The 16,155-nt window shown below is 47.1% G+C and carries 18 protein-coding genes; 13 read left to right on the forward strand and 5 right to left on the reverse strand.

The features are described from left to right. The first annotated feature begins 58 nt into the window (after window positions 1-58). The 11 genes from ftsY to NUV48_09470 all read left to right on the forward strand — a co-directional run bounded on the left by ftsY (window position 59) and on the right by NUV48_09470 (window position 10,322). On the forward strand, window positions 59-970 hold the full coding sequence (gene ftsY / locus NUV48_09420; GenBank protein MCR4442356.1) for a signal recognition particle-docking protein FtsY: 912 nt from the start codon (window positions 59-61) through the stop codon (window positions 968-970). Between the two features lie 41 nt (window positions 971-1,011). Continuing rightward, window positions 1,012-1,806 (forward strand): S-methyl-5'-thioadenosine phosphorylase, encoded by a 795-nt coding sequence (gene mtnP, locus NUV48_09425; protein ID MCR4442357.1) that lies wholly within the window; start codon window positions 1,012-1,014, stop codon window positions 1,804-1,806. Between the two features lie 8 nt (window positions 1,807-1,814). Next, complete coding sequence (gene mtnA / locus NUV48_09430; GenBank protein ID MCR4442358.1) at window positions 1,815-2,876, forward strand: S-methyl-5-thioribose-1-phosphate isomerase; 1,062 nt, start codon at window positions 1,815-1,817, stop codon at window positions 2,874-2,876. Then, on the forward strand, window positions 2,873-4,177 hold the full coding sequence (locus NUV48_09435) for an amidohydrolase (GenBank protein ID MCR4442359.1): 1,305 nt from the start codon (window positions 2,873-2,875) through the stop codon (window positions 4,175-4,177). Before mtnA ends, NUV48_09435 begins: the two co-directional genes overlap by 4 nt. A 96-nt stretch (window positions 4,178-4,273) precedes the next feature. After that, entirely contained in the window at window positions 4,274-4,624 is a 351-nt protein-coding gene (locus NUV48_09440; protein ID MCR4442360.1) for a carbohydrate-binding protein, read from the forward strand. A 126-nt stretch (window positions 4,625-4,750) separates the two neighbouring features. Further along, a complete protein-coding gene (locus NUV48_09445; GenBank protein ID MCR4442361.1) occupies window positions 4,751-5,011 on the forward strand; it encodes a hypothetical protein in 261 nt (86 codons plus the stop codon). A gap of 7 nt (window positions 5,012-5,018) precedes the next feature. Further along, window positions 5,019-5,213: a hypothetical protein gene (locus tag NUV48_09450; protein MCR4442362.1), complete on the forward strand. Its 195-nt coding sequence runs from the start codon at window positions 5,019-5,021 to the stop codon at window positions 5,211-5,213. Between the two features lie 277 nt (window positions 5,214-5,490). Further along, window positions 5,491-6,552: a [FeFe] hydrogenase H-cluster radical SAM maturase HydE gene (gene hydE, locus NUV48_09455; GenBank protein MCR4442363.1), complete on the forward strand. Its 1,062-nt coding sequence runs from the start codon at window positions 5,491-5,493 to the stop codon at window positions 6,550-6,552. Then, window positions 6,549-7,955, forward strand: coding sequence for a [FeFe] hydrogenase H-cluster radical SAM maturase HydG (gene hydG / locus NUV48_09460; GenBank protein ID MCR4442364.1), 1,407 nt, complete (start codon window positions 6,549-6,551; stop codon window positions 7,953-7,955). Before hydE ends, hydG begins: the two co-directional genes overlap by 4 nt. A gap of 11 nt (window positions 7,956-7,966) precedes the next feature. After that, on the forward strand, window positions 7,967-9,199 hold the full coding sequence (hydF, locus tag NUV48_09465; GenBank protein MCR4442365.1) for a [FeFe] hydrogenase H-cluster maturation GTPase HydF: 1,233 nt from the start codon (window positions 7,967-7,969) through the stop codon (window positions 9,197-9,199). A 73-nt stretch (window positions 9,200-9,272) separates the two neighbouring features. Continuing rightward, window positions 9,273-10,322: a DUF763 domain-containing protein gene (locus NUV48_09470; protein ID MCR4442366.1), complete on the forward strand. Its 1,050-nt coding sequence runs from the start codon at window positions 9,273-9,275 to the stop codon at window positions 10,320-10,322. Between the two features lie 231 nt (window positions 10,323-10,553). Here NUV48_09470 and NUV48_09475 read toward each other — a convergent pair whose 3' ends face one another. Both NUV48_09475 and NUV48_09480 read right to left on the reverse strand, forming a co-directional pair. After that, on the reverse strand, window positions 10,554-11,327 hold the full coding sequence (locus tag NUV48_09475; GenBank protein MCR4442367.1) for a 4Fe-4S binding protein: 774 nt from the start codon (window positions 11,325-11,327) through the stop codon (window positions 10,554-10,556). Between the two features lie 236 nt (window positions 11,328-11,563). After that, the gene (locus tag NUV48_09480; protein ID MCR4442368.1) at window positions 11,564-12,259 is read right to left on the reverse strand and encodes a hypothetical protein; all 696 of its coding nucleotides are present in this window, start codon (window positions 12,257-12,259) and stop codon (window positions 11,564-11,566) included. Window positions 12,260-12,689: 430 nt separating this feature from the next. Between NUV48_09480 and NUV48_09485 the strand changes: the two genes are divergently transcribed. Then, the gene (locus NUV48_09485; protein ID MCR4442369.1) at window positions 12,690-13,262 is read left to right on the forward strand and encodes an HD domain-containing protein; all 573 of its coding nucleotides are present in this window, start codon (window positions 12,690-12,692) and stop codon (window positions 13,260-13,262) included. Window positions 13,263-13,648: 386 nt separating this feature from the next. Here NUV48_09485 and NUV48_09490 read toward each other — a convergent pair whose 3' ends face one another. Further along, window positions 13,649-13,891 carry a hypothetical protein gene (locus NUV48_09490; GenBank protein ID MCR4442370.1) on the reverse strand — a complete coding sequence of 81 codons (243 nt, stop codon included), beginning with the start codon at window positions 13,889-13,891 and terminating at the stop codon, window positions 13,649-13,651. A gap of 74 nt (window positions 13,892-13,965) precedes the next feature. Beyond that, window positions 13,966-14,268 carry a LysM peptidoglycan-binding domain-containing protein gene (locus NUV48_09495; protein ID MCR4442371.1) on the reverse strand — a complete coding sequence of 101 codons (303 nt, stop codon included), beginning with the start codon at window positions 14,266-14,268 and terminating at the stop codon, window positions 13,966-13,968. Between the two features lie 154 nt (window positions 14,269-14,422). On the opposite strand from NUV48_09495, the gene lexA reads away from it, so the two are divergent. Further along, window positions 14,423-15,031 carry a transcriptional repressor LexA gene (gene lexA, locus NUV48_09500; GenBank protein ID MCR4442372.1) on the forward strand — a complete coding sequence of 203 codons (609 nt, stop codon included), beginning with the start codon at window positions 14,423-14,425 and terminating at the stop codon, window positions 15,029-15,031. A 4-nt stretch (window positions 15,032-15,035) separates the two neighbouring features. Here the strand turns inward: lexA and NUV48_09505 are convergent, their stop codons facing one another. Continuing rightward, window positions 15,036-16,130 carry a D-alanine--D-alanine ligase gene (locus NUV48_09505; protein MCR4442373.1) on the reverse strand — a complete coding sequence of 365 codons (1,095 nt, stop codon included), beginning with the start codon at window positions 16,128-16,130 and terminating at the stop codon, window positions 15,036-15,038. Window positions 16,131-16,155: the final 25 nt, after the last annotated feature.

A 16,155-nucleotide genomic window follows, 5' to 3' on the forward strand; every position in this document is an offset into this window, starting at 1 on the left:
AATATCGGCGAGCGCAGTGAGGAAAAATACTTTTTAAAATGCCGCGGGGAGGACAGCGATGAATATCTTTGATCAGGTTGCCGGCGGGCTTGCCAAAACCAAACGAGCATTTTTCGATAAAGTTGCAGGACTCCTGACAGGTGTAAAACCCATTGACGAGGAACTGTTTGAAAAACTGGAAGAAGCCTTAATCGGGGCTGATGTTGGTGTGGCCACCTCATTAAAACTCGTCGGGAATATCAGAAAAAAAGCCGGCGAAAAAAAACTGCGCGAAGCACATGAGCTGCGCGCAGTGCTGGAAGAAGAAATCAAGCGTATGCTGGCCGAAGGCGACCATGAACTTCACCTGGACAAAAACGCCCTCAACGTCATCCTCATGGTGGGAGTGAACGGCACCGGGAAAACAACGTCCATCGGCAAACTGGGTTACAGGTTGAAGAAGGAAGGATACAGCGTCATGGCGGCGGCAGGCGATACTTTCAGGGCCGCAGCCATTGAGCAGCTGCAGGTCTGGTGCCAGAGGAGCGGTATTGACCTGATTAAACACAATGAAGGCGCAGACCCGGCGGCAGTTGTTTACGATGCCCTGCAGGCCGCCAGGTCGCGAAAAATTGAAGTACTGCTTGTTGATACCGCCGGACGGCTGCAGACAAAAACAAACCTGATGGAAGAATTAAAAAAGATGCGGAGAGTCATCGCCAGGGAATGCCCGGGGGCACCCCAGGAAGTGCTGCTGACGCTTGACGCCGCAACCGGGCAGAATGCTCTTTCCCAGGCCAAGCTCTTCAGCGAGGCGGTTACAGTTACAGGCGTAATTCTCACCAAACTGGACGGAACGGCCAGGGGAGGCGTAATCCTTGGAATACAGGATGAATACAAGCTTCCCGTAAAATTCATCGGGACCGGCGAAAAAATCGCGGACCTGGAAAAGTTCGTGCCGGAAAACTTCAGCAGGGCATTGCTCAGCTGAGCGAGGAAAAACCGTTTATTCTTTAAGGAAGGATGAGGCAAATGGCCAGGGCAGATCTCGCCGTCATTGGCGGCACCGGCGTATACAGAGCAGATATGCTGGAAAAGACAATGGAAATCGAGGTGGAGACAAGTTACGGCAGGGTAAACCTATTGAAAGGCAGTTTAAAAGGAAGGGAGATCGCCTTTTTGGCCAGGCACGGCAAAGGGCATACCGTCCCGCCCCACCTTATTGATTACCGGGCCAACATTTGCGCCCTGAAAAACCTGGGCGTCAAACGCATCATCGCCACTGCGGCTGTCGGCTCGCTTAATGAAAACATGAAACCGCTTGATTTTGTTATAGTTGACCAGTTCCTCGACTTTACCAAAGGCCGGAAATTCACGTTTTACGAAGGAGGAGAAAAAGGAGTCCTTCATGTGGACATGACCGAACCATACTGCCGTGAAGCCGGCAGTTTCATTTACGACCAGGCCAAGGCGCTGGATTTGCCCGTTCACTTGGGCGGCTGCTATGTGGCCACGGAAGGGCCGCGTTTTGAAACCCCGGCCGAGATCAGGATGTTTAAACTGCTGGGAGGTGATGTGGTGGGAATGACCGGTGTGCCCGAAGTGGTTCTTGCCCGCGAGGCCGGGATGTGTTATGCAGCAATAGCCATGGTCACAAACTTTGCGGCCGGCATCTCGCCAGCAGCCTTATCGCACGGCGAAGTGGTGGAAGCAGTGAAAAAAATAAATTCAAATATATCCCGCCTGATCATGTCCGTCCTGGAAAGCATCCCGCTTGACACGGGCTGCAGGTGCAAACTGGGCCCGGAAGAAGCCGGCAAACTGTAGGTGAAAAAATGTTAAAGGCTCTTGCATATGAACACGGCAAACTGCTGCTCCTTGACCAGACCCTCCTGCCGTTCGAAAAACGGTACGTGACCTGCACAACGCCGGAAGAAACAGCGGAGGCCATTATATCGATGAAAGTGAGGGGTGCGCCGGCTATCGGGGTCGCAGCGGCCTATGGAATTGTTCTTGCCGCTCGGATGTATGAAGGAGATGATCGGGCAGTCCTGGATCACAGGCTCCTTAAAGCAAGCGAGATACTGGCGGCAACCAGACCGACGGCTGTTAACCTCTTTTGGGCAATCGAACGCATGGCCGCGCTCCGGGAACAGAACCCGCACCTTTCAGTAAAAGAATTAAAGCTCCTCTTGGAAAAAGAAGCCCTGAACATCGAAAAGGAAGACCTTGAACGAAACAAGCGCCTAGCGGTTTTGGGAAGCGAACTTATCGGAAAAAAGGCCAACGTTTTAACCCACTGCAACGCCGGGGCGCTGGCGACAGCCGGTTACGGCACAGCGCTTGGCATCATCAGGGCCGCCTGGGAAAAAGGTAAACAAGTCCATGTGTTTGCCGGTGAGACCAGGCCGCTGCTGCAGGGAGCAAGGCTCACAACCTGGGAACTAATGGAAGATAACATACCGGTAACATTAATCACGGACAGCATGGCCGGCTACCTCATGCAACAGGGGAAAATTGACCTGGTTGTAGTTGGAGCCGATCGGATTGCCGCCAACGGCGACACAGCCAATAAGATCGGCACATACAGCCTGGCGGTTTTAGCTAATTATCACGGTATTCCTTTTTACGTCGCTGCGCCGTATTCCACACTTGACATGAGCATAAAGTCTGGGGCGGAAATACCCATCGAAGAGCGCGGCCATAATGAAGTCAAATTTTTCGGCAGTGTCCAGGTTGCGCCTGGGGAGGCAAACGTCTGCAACCCGGCTTTCGACGTTACGCCGTCGCGGCTGATAACGGCTATAATATCAGACTGCGGGATTGCATGGCCGCCTTACACGGAAAGTATCAAAATGCTCTATGAAAAAGAAATGGAGAGGAGAAAAAGGATATGAGCAGGCTGCTCATCAAAAATGCCCTTGTTGTTCCCTGCGCGGTGGAAGAAAAGGAGAATCCCTGGTTCTTCGGTGATGTTGCGGTGGATAACAATATTATCAGGGAAACGGGCAAAGACCTGCATGAAAAATACCCCGGTTGGGAGCTTATTGATGCCAGGGACTGCCTTGTTATGCCGGGGTTTATCAACTGTCATACACACGCAGCCATGACCATGCTCCGCAGTTATGCCGACGACCTGCCGCTGATGGAATGGCTTTCTCAAAAAATATGGCCCCGGGAAGCCCACCTCAATGAAGAGGACATCTACTGGGGGACGCTTCTTTCCATCCTGGAAATGATTAAATCGGGAACAACCTGCTTTGCCGATATGTATTTTTTCATGGACAGGGTTGCGCAGGCCGTGGAAGAGTCGGGTATCCGGGCCTCGTTGTCCAGAGGGATGATTGGTTTTGGCGATAAAGCCGAACTCAGTTTGCGTGAAAGCGAGGAATTTGTAAAAACCTGGCATGGCAGGGCAGACGGCAGGATAACCTGCCTGCTCGGCCCACACGCGCCATACACCTGCCCTCCCGCATACCTCAAAGAGGTTATGACCTTGGCCGATTCGCTGGGAGTGGGACTGCATATCCACCTGGCCGAAACCGTCTCGGAAGTGACTGATATTGAAAAACAGTACGGCCTTAGACCCATCAGTCTTATGGACTCGCTCGGTTTTTTTCAAGGCAGGCATGTCCTGGCGGCACACTGTGTTCACCTATCGGAGGAAGAAATGGATATTCTGGCCTGTCGCAGGGTTGGAGTAGCTCATAACCCTGAAAGCAACATGAAGCTGGCCAGCGGCATTGCCCCGGTCCCTCAGCTTTTGAAAAAAGGGGTTGTTGTTGGATTGGGAACGGACGGAGCAGCCAGCAATAACAACCTTGATATGTTGGAAGAAATGAGGACCTGCGCCCTGCTGCACAAGGTCTCCACACTAGATCCAACCGTCCTCCCGTCATTTGAGGTGCTCAAGATGGCTACCACCAACGGGGCCAGGGTACTTGGCCTGGATAAACTTGGTGCCGTCAAGCCAGGATACAAAGCGGATCTCATTATCTTGGACCTCCACAGGCCACACCTTATGCCCATGCACGACCCAGTCGCCAATATCGTTTATGCGGCGCAGTCATCGGATGTACGTACCGTGATTATTAACGGAAAATTGGTGATGAAAGACCGCCAGGTTTTAACCCTTGACGAGGAAAGAATATTGTACCAGGCCCAGCTGCGCGGTCAGGACCTGGTGAGACGCCAGTAATAACAGCAGTGGTATGCTGTTATTATTTACCAATAATAATCCTCCGAAAAAATAAAATAATAGAATTAGAATCACCAAAAAACAGGAGGTGTCAATTTGCCTAGAAAAGCAACGCCCAAAAATAAAGCGCGCAGTTCGATTGTCGAGGAGGGAATCAGTATTACGCCTATCCCGGCGACCGAAGGCGAAACGATTACCATCACTTACGACGGGTTGCTTGCCAAAAGCGGGGCCAAAAGTATTTATACACATATCGGCTATGGGAGCAATGACCACTGGGCCGACATCGAGGATATCCCCATGAGCAGGCTTCCGCATGGATGGACCTGCGACATACTGCCCAAAAAGGAAAGAATGAACTTTTGCTTTCACGACGGAGCGAACAACTGGGATAACAATTACGGGCGCAATTGGAGCATTTCCATCCACAACGGGGAAGATGTGTGAGAAAATGTGTTTATTATTACTCATGAATGCTCAGCATTATTGTTGAGCATTTTTGCATATGGATGATTTTAATCATAATAGGGAATAATGTTCTATAACGATAATAAACGACAGGGGCTCATTCTTATGCGCCATCTTTTAAAAATCATTAACCAGAATAAACCAAAGCTTCGGGAACTTGATCCGACAACAGTCCAAAGGATTAAAGAGGGTATATACTTGGTCAAAATTATCAGCGAAACTGAAGTAACTGCCCGTAAATGCGATTTCTATGCCGGGAACGCCACCGATCAGGAAATAGCCAAATTTTTTCAAGAACAGGCGGATACACTAAAGAAAGCCAAGAATTTACTGCAGGAATACTACGAAAGCATGACCCAGGAGTGATTTATCGATGAAATTTACTGATATGGACATGCTCCAGGATTATGAAAAAGATACAAGAATGGCCACAGTGGCCTACGCGCTGATCCAGACTGAGATTATCGACCCCACATTAAGGAAAATCATAGGCAAGGTTAACAACGAAGCGGCCAAGGCTCAAGAAAAGGCCGCCAAGCTGATTCTATCAAGAGGAGACCGCCCGTAGGATCTTGAATTTTAGTCGCTGGCAAAAAAAGGAGGTTCAAAAACCGCTGAAAAACTGCTATAATTTAATTGTTCCTTAGGGAGAGGCGAGTCTGAACCCGAGGGAAAATGTTCAATTTGAACCCTAAAAACAAGGGATTTCTGAGTTGCAGGGGGGTGTGCGGCATGATCATTTCAGCAGCTTTATCCGTAAACGGCTACGGGTAAGGCTTTTTATTTTCCCTCCAGGCAGTTTGGAGACAAGACCAGTCATCGAAATTCAGAGGTGATGGTTACAAGTGACGTTGATTACAGAAATGCTGGATTCATATGCAACCGGTTCGGAACTGAAACGGGAGCATCTTATCGCGCTGCTTGGCGTGGAGTCAACAGAAGAGCTCTTAAGAATTCAGGAAAAGGTTAATGAAGTACGCCGAGAATGGGTAGGCGATGCCGTCCATATACGAGGCATCATTGAATTCTCCAACTACTGCACGCGCAGTTGCGCATACTGTGGGTTAAACCGGCACAACCGCAGCCTGAAACGGTACCGGATGACCCCGGAAGATATTGTCACAACTGCTCTTAAAGCATCAAAGATGGGATTTCGCACCATCGTGCTGCAGTCCGGCGAAGACCCGTTTTTTACGGCAGAAATACTGGCCGATGTTATCAGGGAAATAAAGAAAACGGGGACGGCCGTAACCCTAAGCGTTGGCGAACGGCCAGCCAGGGATTATCAATTGTGGCGGGAAGTGGGGGCCGACCGTTACCTGCTCAAGTTTGAGACATCGAACCCCGCGCTTTATGCCCGGCTGCATCCGGGAAGTTCTCTGAAGAACAGGTTGCGCTGCCTACAGGATTTGCACGAGCTGGGTTACCAGGTCGGGTCCGGCAATATTGTAGGTCTCCCGCGGCAGGAGGCCGGTATCTTAGCGGACGATCTACTGCTGATGAGAGAACTAAAACTGGAAATGGCCGGGATAGGACCATTTCTGCCGCATCCCGGCACAACTTTAGCGCGCCACCCAGCGCCCGATGTCAGCATGTGCCTGAAGGTTCTTGCCCTGGCCCGGCTGGTCATTCCCTGGGCCCACCTGCCGGCAACCACAGCCCTGGGGTGTTTAAATCCAGACGGCTTCAAACTCGGACTGGAGTGGGGCGCCAATGTCCTGATGGCCAGCCTGACCCCAGCGGTTTACCGTCAATATTATGAAATCTACCCGCAAAAAGCACAGAGCGATAAGGCGGTCCAAATGAAGCTGCTGGCGTCCCAGCTGAGACGCGATGTAGCCGCCGATCCGGGCCACGGACTGCTTACTTTAAATTTAAATAATAGAAACAGGGAGGTTAAAACATGACGCTTCAGGCAAAAGATTTTATCAATGAAAATGAAATTTGGTCGCTTCTTGAAAACAGCAGGCATCTTCCAACTGAAGAAATAGAGGGGATCATCGAACGGGCTCGCCGGGCCAAGGGACTTGAACCCTGGGAAGTAGCGGCCCTTATCCAGGTCGAAGACGTTAACCTGCTCCAAAAAATGTACACCGCGGCCAAGGAGATCAAAGAGAAGATTTACGGCAAAAGGATGGTACTATTTGCGCCGCTGTATATCAGCAATTATTGCCTAAATGCCTGCGATTACTGTGGTTATAATTGCCACAACAATGACATGTCGCGCCGCAAGCTGACCATGGACGAGATTGCTGAAGAAGTGCGCATTCTCGAAAGAATGGGTCACAAGCGCATTGCGCTGGAAACAGGGGAGCATCCCGTAATCTGCCCTATAGATTATGTGATTGAGGCCATGGAAACCATTTACCGGGTCCAGGATAACAACGGCGCAATTCGCAGGATTAATGTAAACATTGCCGCAACCACGGTGGAAGATTATCGCAAGCTCAAAGCGGCAGGCATCGGCACGTACGTATTATTCCAAGAAACATATCATCACGAAACCTACCAGAAAGTGCACAAACAGGGGCCAAAATCCGATTACCTCTGGCATTTGACGGCCATGGACCGGGCAATGGAGGCCGGGATTGACGACGTAGGTCTTGGGGTTCTGTTTGGACTTTACGATTACCGGTTCGACGTGATGGGATTGATAATGCATGCCCGGCACCTGGAAAGCGTCTTCGGTGTGGGCCCGCATACTATTTCCTTTCCACGGTTGCGGCCGGCGGAAGGCGTTAGCCTGAAAAATTTCCCATACCTTGTTGCTGATCAAGATTTTCGTAAAATTATTGCAGTTTTGCGGCTGGCCGTTCCTTACACCGGAATGATTCTTTCAACCCGCGAGAGGCCTGGATTCCGCGACGAACTGCTGGAACTCGGCATCAGCCAGATAAGTTCGGGCTCCTGCACCGGGGTGGGGGGCTACAAGCTGGAAGCGCAAGGTAAGAAAAGCCAAAATACCGCCCAATTTGTTATCGAAGACGAAAGGACGCCGCAGGAAATGCTCTACAGCCTCTGCCAGAGCGGGTATATTCCCAGCTACTGCACAGCATGCTACCGCAGCGGGCGAACAGGGGATCGCTTCATGGCCCTGGCCAAATCGGGCGAGATCGGCAACGTCTGCCAGCCCAACGCCATCCTGACATTCAAGGAATTCCTCGTAGACTACGCAAGCCCTGAGTTACGGGCTATTGGCGAAAAAACCATTGAGGCGCACTTGAATTTGATCGAAAACAGAACAGTTCGTGACAAAACCGTGGAAAGACTGCAGGCCATCGAGCAAGGCCAGCGCGATCTTTATTTTTGAGGTGAATAAACATGCTAGAAACGCCCAAAGCAAACCGGCTGCATATAGCCATTTTCGGAATGCGAAATGCCGGAAAATCAAGCCTGATCAACGCTTTAACCAATCAACCCATCGCGCTTGTCTCTGACATACCGGGAACTACGACCGATCCTGTTTTCAAGGCCATGGAGATACTTCCTATTGGTCCCTGCATGATCATTGACACGGCGGGAATAGATGACGAAGGGCTGCTTGGAGAACTTAGGATAAAAAAGACGTATGAAGTATTGAACCAGACGGATCTGGCCCTTCTGGTGGTTGATCCCATTCTTGGGATAACCCGATACGTCCATGAACTAAAAAAGGCCCTGGAGGCAAAAAAAATTCCCGTTATCGGGGTGTTCAATAAGGCCGACCTTGCTGGAACTTTGAACGGCCAACTTAAACAAATGGAAAACGAGTTGGGCCTTCCGCTGGTCGAAGTGAGCGTTAAGACCGGCGCGGGAATTGACCGGCTAAAGGAAGAGATAATTCGCCTGGCCCCCTTTGAGTTTGAGAAACCATACATTGTAGGCGATTTGATCAATCCAGGCGATGTGTGCCTGCTGGTGGTACCCATAGACCTGGCAGCCCCCAAGGGAAGGCTGATCCTTCCTCAAGTCCAGACCCTAAGAGACATCCTGGACAGCAATGCCGTGGGGATAGTTGTGAAAGAGACGGAACTTGCTGAAACCTTGAACCAGCTCAATAAAAAGCCGCGACTGGTTATTACCGATTCACAGGCCTTTTCGAAAGTGGCTACGGATACCCCAGACGATGTGTTGATGACATCATTTTCCATTCTCTTTGCCCGCTTCAAGGCTGACTTGGCGGAAATGGTAAGCGGGATAAAGGGAGTAAAAAGGCTTAAATCTGGTGATAGAGTTTTAATTTCGGAAGCCTGCACACACCATGTTCAGGCCGACGACATCGGACGGGTAAAAATCCCGCGCCTGCTTCGCCAGTACGTGGGTGGAGAACTGGACTTTCAATGGTCAAGCGGCACTGGCTACCCGGAAAACCTGGAAACTTTCAAACTTGTTGTTCACTGCGGGGGCTGCATGATCAACCGCCGTCAGATGATATACCGCATCCAGCAAGCTAGGAATAAGGGAATATCAGTAGTAAATTACGGTATCCTGCTGGCCTTTTTACACGGCATTCTGGACAGGGCGCTCAAGCCCTTCGGGTCAGCTTACAAGGTCTTTAAAGAAGAGTGTGTATAAACCGAGCTTTACAAAAGCGAACAATTGTTCTATTATTATGATGAAAGGTTTGACGCACAAAAGGGAGGTAAAAATGCGAACCGGTATCGCCAGTATTCCCCTTCATGGGGGACACTGCCCGCCCTGGCTTTTTGAAAAGATGAAGAAGCTGGGAACGGCCATAATCCAGGTAATCGTTTATGAATACGGGACAGCAGAGGTGCTGACCAGGTTGTCTGACCCTGTCTGGTTTCAGACCCTGGGCTCCGTACTCGGCTTTGACTGGCATTCTTCCGGTTTGACCACTGTACTCTGCGGGGCTTTAAAAGAAGGAGTCGTTGAAATGCAAGGAGAACTGGGCCTCTTTTTTGCCGGAGGAAAGGGGAGAACCTCGCGCCAGACCCCGCAGGAAATCGCGGAAGCAGGAGAAAAATACGGGCTGCCCGGTAGTTACGAGGTGCTCCAGCGGGCAAGCCGTATGGTGGCTAAAGTAGACTCTGCCGCCGTACAGGACGGCTACCAGTTGTATCACCATTTCTTCGCTTTCGATAAAAACGGAAGATGGGCCGTCGTCCAGCAGGGCATGAATGAAGCCAATCGCTATGCGCGCAGGTATCACTGGTTGAGCGATAATGTAAAGAGCTTCGTCGAAGAACCACACACCGGTATTTGCGGAACTCGGGAAAAAGAGGTGTTGAATCTCGTTTCCCAGGAAAATAGTAAGTTAAGAACAGCATCGGTCGAACTATGCAGCGAGAAACCGGAAAAGTTGATAAAATTAATAATGCCCGCGGGGCATGACATTCCTCGCCAGGCTTACTTGAATAAAATTTTATACAAGCTGTATGAAAGGCCGCCACAATATTACGAAACCCTGCTGGAGACACCCGGCGTTGGAGCCAGCACTTTAAGGGCTCTGGTCATGGTAGCAGAGGCAACTCACGGTGTCAAACCTTCCTATCAAGACCCTGTCCGCTATGCATTTGCCCACGGCGGGAAAGACGGGTTCCCTTTCCCCGTCCAGCGTAAAGATTACGAGTATTCAATTGAAGTATTAGAAAAAGCCGTCCAGAAAGCTAAAATGGGCTGCAGCGATAGGCTCGCCGCCTTAAGAAGGTTAGCTTACTTTCAACAAAATGCTTGAACGAAAATTATAGTTTTTAAATACTTATATTAAGGATGTGGAAGCACTTGCACGAGAAAATAAAACTTTTTATTATTGTTGTTTTGATCCTGGTTATTTTGTTCATATTCCCCATTTTTTTGAGCGGTATTGAAAATTATGCCCTGAATTTTGCAATTAGAAGCCTGTTAATTCTCATTGTCGTTTACCTCATTCTTATTATGTTGAAATATTTAAGAAAATAGAACTGATTCAAGGAATCCTGTTTTCGCAAGGAACTGCCGTCTGGCATTTTCCGCAACCGTAACGCGGTGCGAATCTTGCCCCTGCGTCCTCGTGGGCAAATTGGGCGCAGGGGGGGTTTTCTTTTCCTTTTTCCATGGATATTGCCTCAACAGGGCAGCGGGAAATACAAACCCCGCATTTCTTGCAGTATTCGTAGATGTCTTTATAAGGACGCGGAGTTGGTTCGAGTTTCAAGCTGGTTATCACGCTCCCATACCTGCCGGCGCATCCTTTTTTGGAAATAAGCGACCGGGTCAGACTAAATGTTCCAAGACCGGCTACAAATGCCGCATGACGTTCTGACCAGTTGCTGCTGTAGCCGCCTACCCTTTTAAAGCGAGGATCGAGGACGGGAGCCACGGCTTTACCCCCGGCCTTTTTAATTTCTTCGCATATAAACCTACGTAAAGCCTCGTTGCAGCTCTCGCCCTCAACACGTCCATAAACCCACTCCAGAGCTGGATACCCTTTACCATAATTGGCCTTGCGTACTGCAGGCGAAAAAGGGAGAAAATAACATATTACCGTGCGCGCCTCAGGAAGCCATTCTTGAGGGGTAAGGTGGTGGGGACCTATTACCTCAGGTTCCTTCAATTTTATGAATAGTGGATCATCTGCCGACGCTGCAGCAAAAATAGGCGCATCCCAAATGACCATATTCCGCAATTCTTTAACAATGTTCAACGGGCTAGAGGCAATGAATTGTTCAGATATCTTCGAAACATGGATTAAATCAAACATGTTATTACCCTCCAGTAATAAATTGTTTATTAATATAACAATTTAATAATATTCTTGCAGAAACAAAAAAATCCTTCTTCTAAATCTGGCGAAGGAAGGGGAAGCTGAAAATATCTGTTTAATATATAAATATTAAACGGATTAATTATTTTGCCGCCCTATGAAATAAAAACAAGAAGCGTGTCGAAACCGCTTGCTTATACAAAAACACGCCTAACCCGTTATTTTTATTAAAATTATTTATTGAATAATAAGAAGAAGCAGGCCAGGCCGGTAAAAAATACGTAAAAAACCATCAGGATAAGCCAACCTCCTAAGCCGGAGCATTTATAATCTCTCAATACTTTACGGCTGGGGGAGGGAGGAGCGGACTTTAATAGTGAACCAAAATGTTCATCCACTGTACTATCTTCATTGCTTTCTTCTGTCTTTACTGAACCGTTGGCCAATTGATTTTCTCTTATTTTTTTAAAACTCGAATTAGTAATTAACAAAGCATTCCAAACAAGGTTATCACCGGTCAACCGCTCAGAATAATATATTCTTGAACATTCCAGGGCTGCCTTATAGATGGCATTGCGGTATATCTCGTTACCTTCTCGCTTTTTTACCAGGTATTTCAGCAAAATCAACACCGAACTTATGGCGTAATACTCTATCCCTTTTCCGAAAACGTCAAAAACTTCCGGCTTCAGCTCGAAAATAATATCTTGACCATACGTTAAATTGGCAAAAATAATTTCCTCTCCTGGTGAACCCTGGTACTCCATAAGCTTCGCCACGTTAGGATAATCGTTATTCGTTAGAAGGGGAAGAGGTTTGAAGGCCCCGGACAAAATAGCCGCCAGCGAATTGGCGCCTTCATAATCTCTGCCTAAATTCCACATCACCCGCAGGGTAAAAAAGCAAAAAAGGAGGATCTCGCCAAACATTTCATCGCTGTCATACTGGTTGTATTTTAATATAACAGAAGCGGCGTCTGGCCGGTGGTAATGAATTTCCAAATTCAAGACCTTGTCCAAAGAAGCCACGTCTCCTTGAAGAAGAGATTTGTTTCCTAAATATTATTTTAACTAGACTTTTTTAATGACGCAAACGAAAATATCTGAAGATTACAGAGTAGTTTTTATACCCAGACCCGAACCTGTATTTTTGACATTGCTCCAACCTATTGTAACAGGTGGTTCTGTGGTTCTATCGTAGGTGTTTTAGAGGCTGCCTGTCCTAATTATTAATTAAATTAGGGACCTAAACTTCAAAAAACAGCATATATGATTTATAATATTTATTAGTAAAATCTAATGACAGAATTTTTGTCGTTATACTATATTTTTGAATCTGAACAAAAAGAGGCGATGGATAATGGAAAAAAACAAATCGTATGTTGCCCACGCTGCGACCGACGTTTATGATCAGGATGGATGCCTGCTTTTGGCTAAAGGAAAACCGGTAACTGAAAGTTTGTTAAAATTGTTAGCAAAAAGGAATATTGATATAAAAATGATTATTTCTGAAGAGACCGAAGGAAAAAATAATAACGAGAAAAACCTGGAAAAGACGTTGAATGAAAATGTACAAGAATTTTTATTAAAAATAAAGGGTATAGATCAGTTTTTTTATAAAAAGGTACCAGAACTAATCGAAAAAATAATGATTAACATCAGGGAAAATCATTATTTTAATATATTACTAAATATTTTATGTGATAGGATTAAATGGGTTTATTCTCATTCAATTAACGTTTCTCTTTTATCCTCTTTTATCGGCTATAAATTGTGTTTATCAGAAAACGATGTTGAGAAAATTGCTATTGGTTCTTTATTCCATGATATTGGACAAATCTTAATACCATCGGAAATATTAAACAAATCATCCGCATTAACTAAAAATGAGTGTGAAATAATAAAGATGCATCCACATTTAGGATTTGATTAAAAATACAAATCTGGATAAATCAGTACCACTCATTGCAAAGCAACACCATGAACGCCTTGACGGAACAGGTTATCCGTATGGGTTGCTTATTGATAAAATACACATCTATTCGCAAATTGTTATGGCCGCAGACGTTTTTGACGCCCTAACAACTTCAAGACCTTATAGAGGCCCGTTCAGCATAATAGATTCCTTGGAAATAATACAAAAAGGCAGGGGTAATAAGTTTAACAATGAGGTAATAGACGCATTATGTGATTTGTTTTCATATACTTATAAGGTTGATCATAAAAATGGTCATTAGACATTTTAATAAATAACAAGAATTTAACGATGCAGCCAAAATTATATTCAAAGTTTACATAATGTCCATTATCGGAAGTTAATTATTGTCTAAAAAGTCGCTTGGCAGGGCGACTTTTTCTGTATTTGGCGGCTTCTTTTTCATCGGTAATAACGCGTATAATTTTTATTGCCCGGTAATCAGCTTCATCAAGGCATTTGCAGCAGTCATTGCACAGTTTTTCCGGATCAAGGTCGCAGTAAAGGCACTCTTTGCAATCATCGCATATCTTTCTTTCGTCAAGCTGGCATATTTTATTGGCCACGATATCAGCTCGTTTCTTCACGCTTATGTTTAATTCCTTGCGCTTTAATTATATATCACCTTATACTGCGCTGTACAGGCTTGATTTTTCTAGTCTCACTCATAGACAGGTAAAATGATGCGCTGACCGGGCTGAAGGACACTGTTATCGAGGTGGTTGTATTTTTCGATTATGTAGATATACTGGCGAAGGTCCATTTTGTTGTTGTCATATTTTTCCGCTATTTTCCATAGTGAATCTCCCTTTTTAACAACGACTGTAACATAATTTAGCGGTTCGTGAGCCTCGGTTTTTAACGGTTTCATGATTTGGCAAAAAATAACTAGAAACACGAACAGCAAGCAGCATATGGCTGCAATGTTTTGCCTGCGCGCTTTGAAAACTATTTTTCGCTGCAAGATCATTCACCCCAAACACATGTTCTATACTTAAATATACAGAACATGTGTTTGTTTGTCAACTCTTTTTTAGAAAAAACGAACAAATGTTTGCGTTTTCTGCAGGATATGGTATAATTTTGTATGAGATAATCATGTTTTTGGAGGGAAAGCCATGTTCGAAGACCTTTCCAGCCGGCAAATAGCGATTCTTGAATTCATTAAAAAGGAAATAAAGACGAAGGGTTACCCCCCTGCTGTGCGCGAAATTGGAGAAGCAGTAGGTTTAAACTCCAGTTCTACGGTTCATAACCACCTAAACCAGCTCGAAAGTAAAGGATATATTAAAAGGGACCCCACAAAACCGCGGGCGATAGAAATACTGGACAGGCATTTCAGGCCGAATAAGGATGTGGTTGAAGTGCCGCTGGTGGGAAGGGTTACGGCAGGGGCGCCCATTTTGGCAGTGGAAAACATTGAAGAGACTTTTCCTTTACCGTCGGAATTTGTTGATTCAAGCGAAACGTTCATGCTTAGGGTCCAGGGTGACAGCATGGTAAATGCCGGGATATTGGACGGCGACCTCGTTATCATCAGGAAACAGGATACCGCCAGGAATGGCGATATTGTTGTCGCCCTGCTTGACGACGAAGCGACAGTTAAACGGTTTTTTAAAGAAGACCGGTATATACGCCTGCAGCCGGAAAATGAAAACTACGAGCCGATAATCACGCAGGATTTAAGGATACTGGGCAAGGTGGTCGGCTTAATGAGGAAATATTAAATTTCTACCCCGTGTAAGTGCGAACGCTCAATTTAGCCTCTTCCCTCCTTTCCAAGGCCAGTTCCACCAGCCTTTTCACCAGTTCGCCCATGGGTATGCCCGCATGCTCCCACATTTTCGGATACATGCTTATGCTGGTAAAGCCCGGCATTGTGTTTATTTCATTAATTAAGATTTGGCCGGTATCTTTTACGATAAAGAAATCTATCCTGGCCAGTCCTGCGCAATCAATTGCCTTGTATGCGGCCAGGGCGATCTCCTGGATCATCTTTACCTGGTCGTCCGACAACCTGGCCGGTATATGAAGTTCCGAACGGTCGTCAACGTATTTGGCGTTATAATCGTAGAATTCATTGCAGGGAACGATTTCGCCGGGAATAGAGGCAAGGGGGTCTTCGTTGCCCAAAACGCTTATCTCTATTTCCCTGGCGTTGACGCCCTTTTCCACAATCACCTTCCGGTCGTATTGCGCTGCCAAGACAAGAGCCCTATCCAGTTCATTCCTGTTTTTGGCCTTGGAAATGCCCACACTGGAGCCGAGATTGGCCGGTTTAACAAAGCACGGGTAACCAAGCCCGTTTTCTATTTTGTCGATCACTTCCTCCCGCCGCTCCCTGATTTCTTTTCTTAAGAATCCAATATACGGCACTTGCGGAAGACCGGCATGGGCAAATACCGCTTTCATCATCAACTTATCCATTCCCAGCGCAGACGCAAGCACGCCCCCACCGACATAAGGCACCTCCGCCATTTCCAGCAATCCCTGGACCGTACCGTCTTCGCCAAAAGTGCCGTGCAAAACCGGGAAAAACACATGAACCCTGGATATTGGCTCAAGGTCCGGCAGGCTGTAAATCGTACCGCCGCTCTGCGGGTTTGGCAAAATCGTTACAGCCTTCTTTTCATATTTTTCCGGGGTAAAAACCGGGATCTCATCTATTTTGACAGGTCCGCACCACTGGCCGTCCTTGGCTATACCCACTGGAAACACTTCAAACGAACCGGTCAAAGCCTTGGCCACCGAAAAAGCTGAATTCCGGGACACCTCATGTTCACCGGAGCGCCCCCCGAAAAGCACCGCCACCTTTAACCTAGGCAATTTTCAACACCACCTTCCTTGCTTT

The organism is Peptococcaceae bacterium, from assembly GCA_024655825.1.
Classification (GTDB): domain Bacteria; phylum Bacillota; class Peptococcia; order DRI-13; family PHAD01; genus JANLFJ01.

Bases quoted from the DNA above. Each gene is read 5' to 3' on its own strand.
- mtnP (MCR4442357.1), top strand. From the start codon at position 1,012: ATGGCCAGGGCAGATCTCGCCGTCATTGGCGGCACCGGCGTATACAGA.
- NUV48_09480 (MCR4442368.1), bottom strand. From the start codon at position 12,259: ATGTTTGGCGAGATCCTCCTTTTTTGCTTTTTTACCCTGCGGGTGATG.
- NUV48_09485 (MCR4442369.1), top strand. From the start codon at position 12,690: ATGGAAAAAAACAAATCGTATGTTGCCCACGCTGCGACCGACGTTTAT.
- ftsY (MCR4442356.1), top strand. From the start codon at position 59: ATGAATATCTTTGATCAGGTTGCCGGCGGGCTTGCCAAAACCAAACGA.
- NUV48_09470 (MCR4442366.1), top strand. From the start codon at position 9,273: ATGCGAACCGGTATCGCCAGTATTCCCCTTCATGGGGGACACTGCCCG.
- hydF (MCR4442365.1), top strand. From the start codon at position 7,967: ATGCTAGAAACGCCCAAAGCAAACCGGCTGCATATAGCCATTTTCGGA.
- NUV48_09435 (MCR4442359.1), top strand. From the start codon at position 2,873: ATGAGCAGGCTGCTCATCAAAAATGCCCTTGTTGTTCCCTGCGCGGTG.
- NUV48_09450 (MCR4442362.1), top strand. From the start codon at position 5,019: ATGAAATTTACTGATATGGACATGCTCCAGGATTATGAAAAAGATACA.
- lexA (MCR4442372.1), top strand. From the start codon at position 14,423: ATGTTCGAAGACCTTTCCAGCCGGCAAATAGCGATTCTTGAATTCATT.
- NUV48_09445 (MCR4442361.1), top strand. From the start codon at position 4,751: ATGCGCCATCTTTTAAAAATCATTAACCAGAATAAACCAAAGCTTCGG.
- mtnA (MCR4442358.1), top strand. From the start codon at position 1,815: ATGTTAAAGGCTCTTGCATATGAACACGGCAAACTGCTGCTCCTTGAC.
- NUV48_09475 (MCR4442367.1), bottom strand. From the start codon at position 11,327: ATGTTTGATTTAATCCATGTTTCGAAGATATCTGAACAATTCATTGCC.
- hydG (MCR4442364.1), top strand. From the start codon at position 6,549: ATGACGCTTCAGGCAAAAGATTTTATCAATGAAAATGAAATTTGGTCG.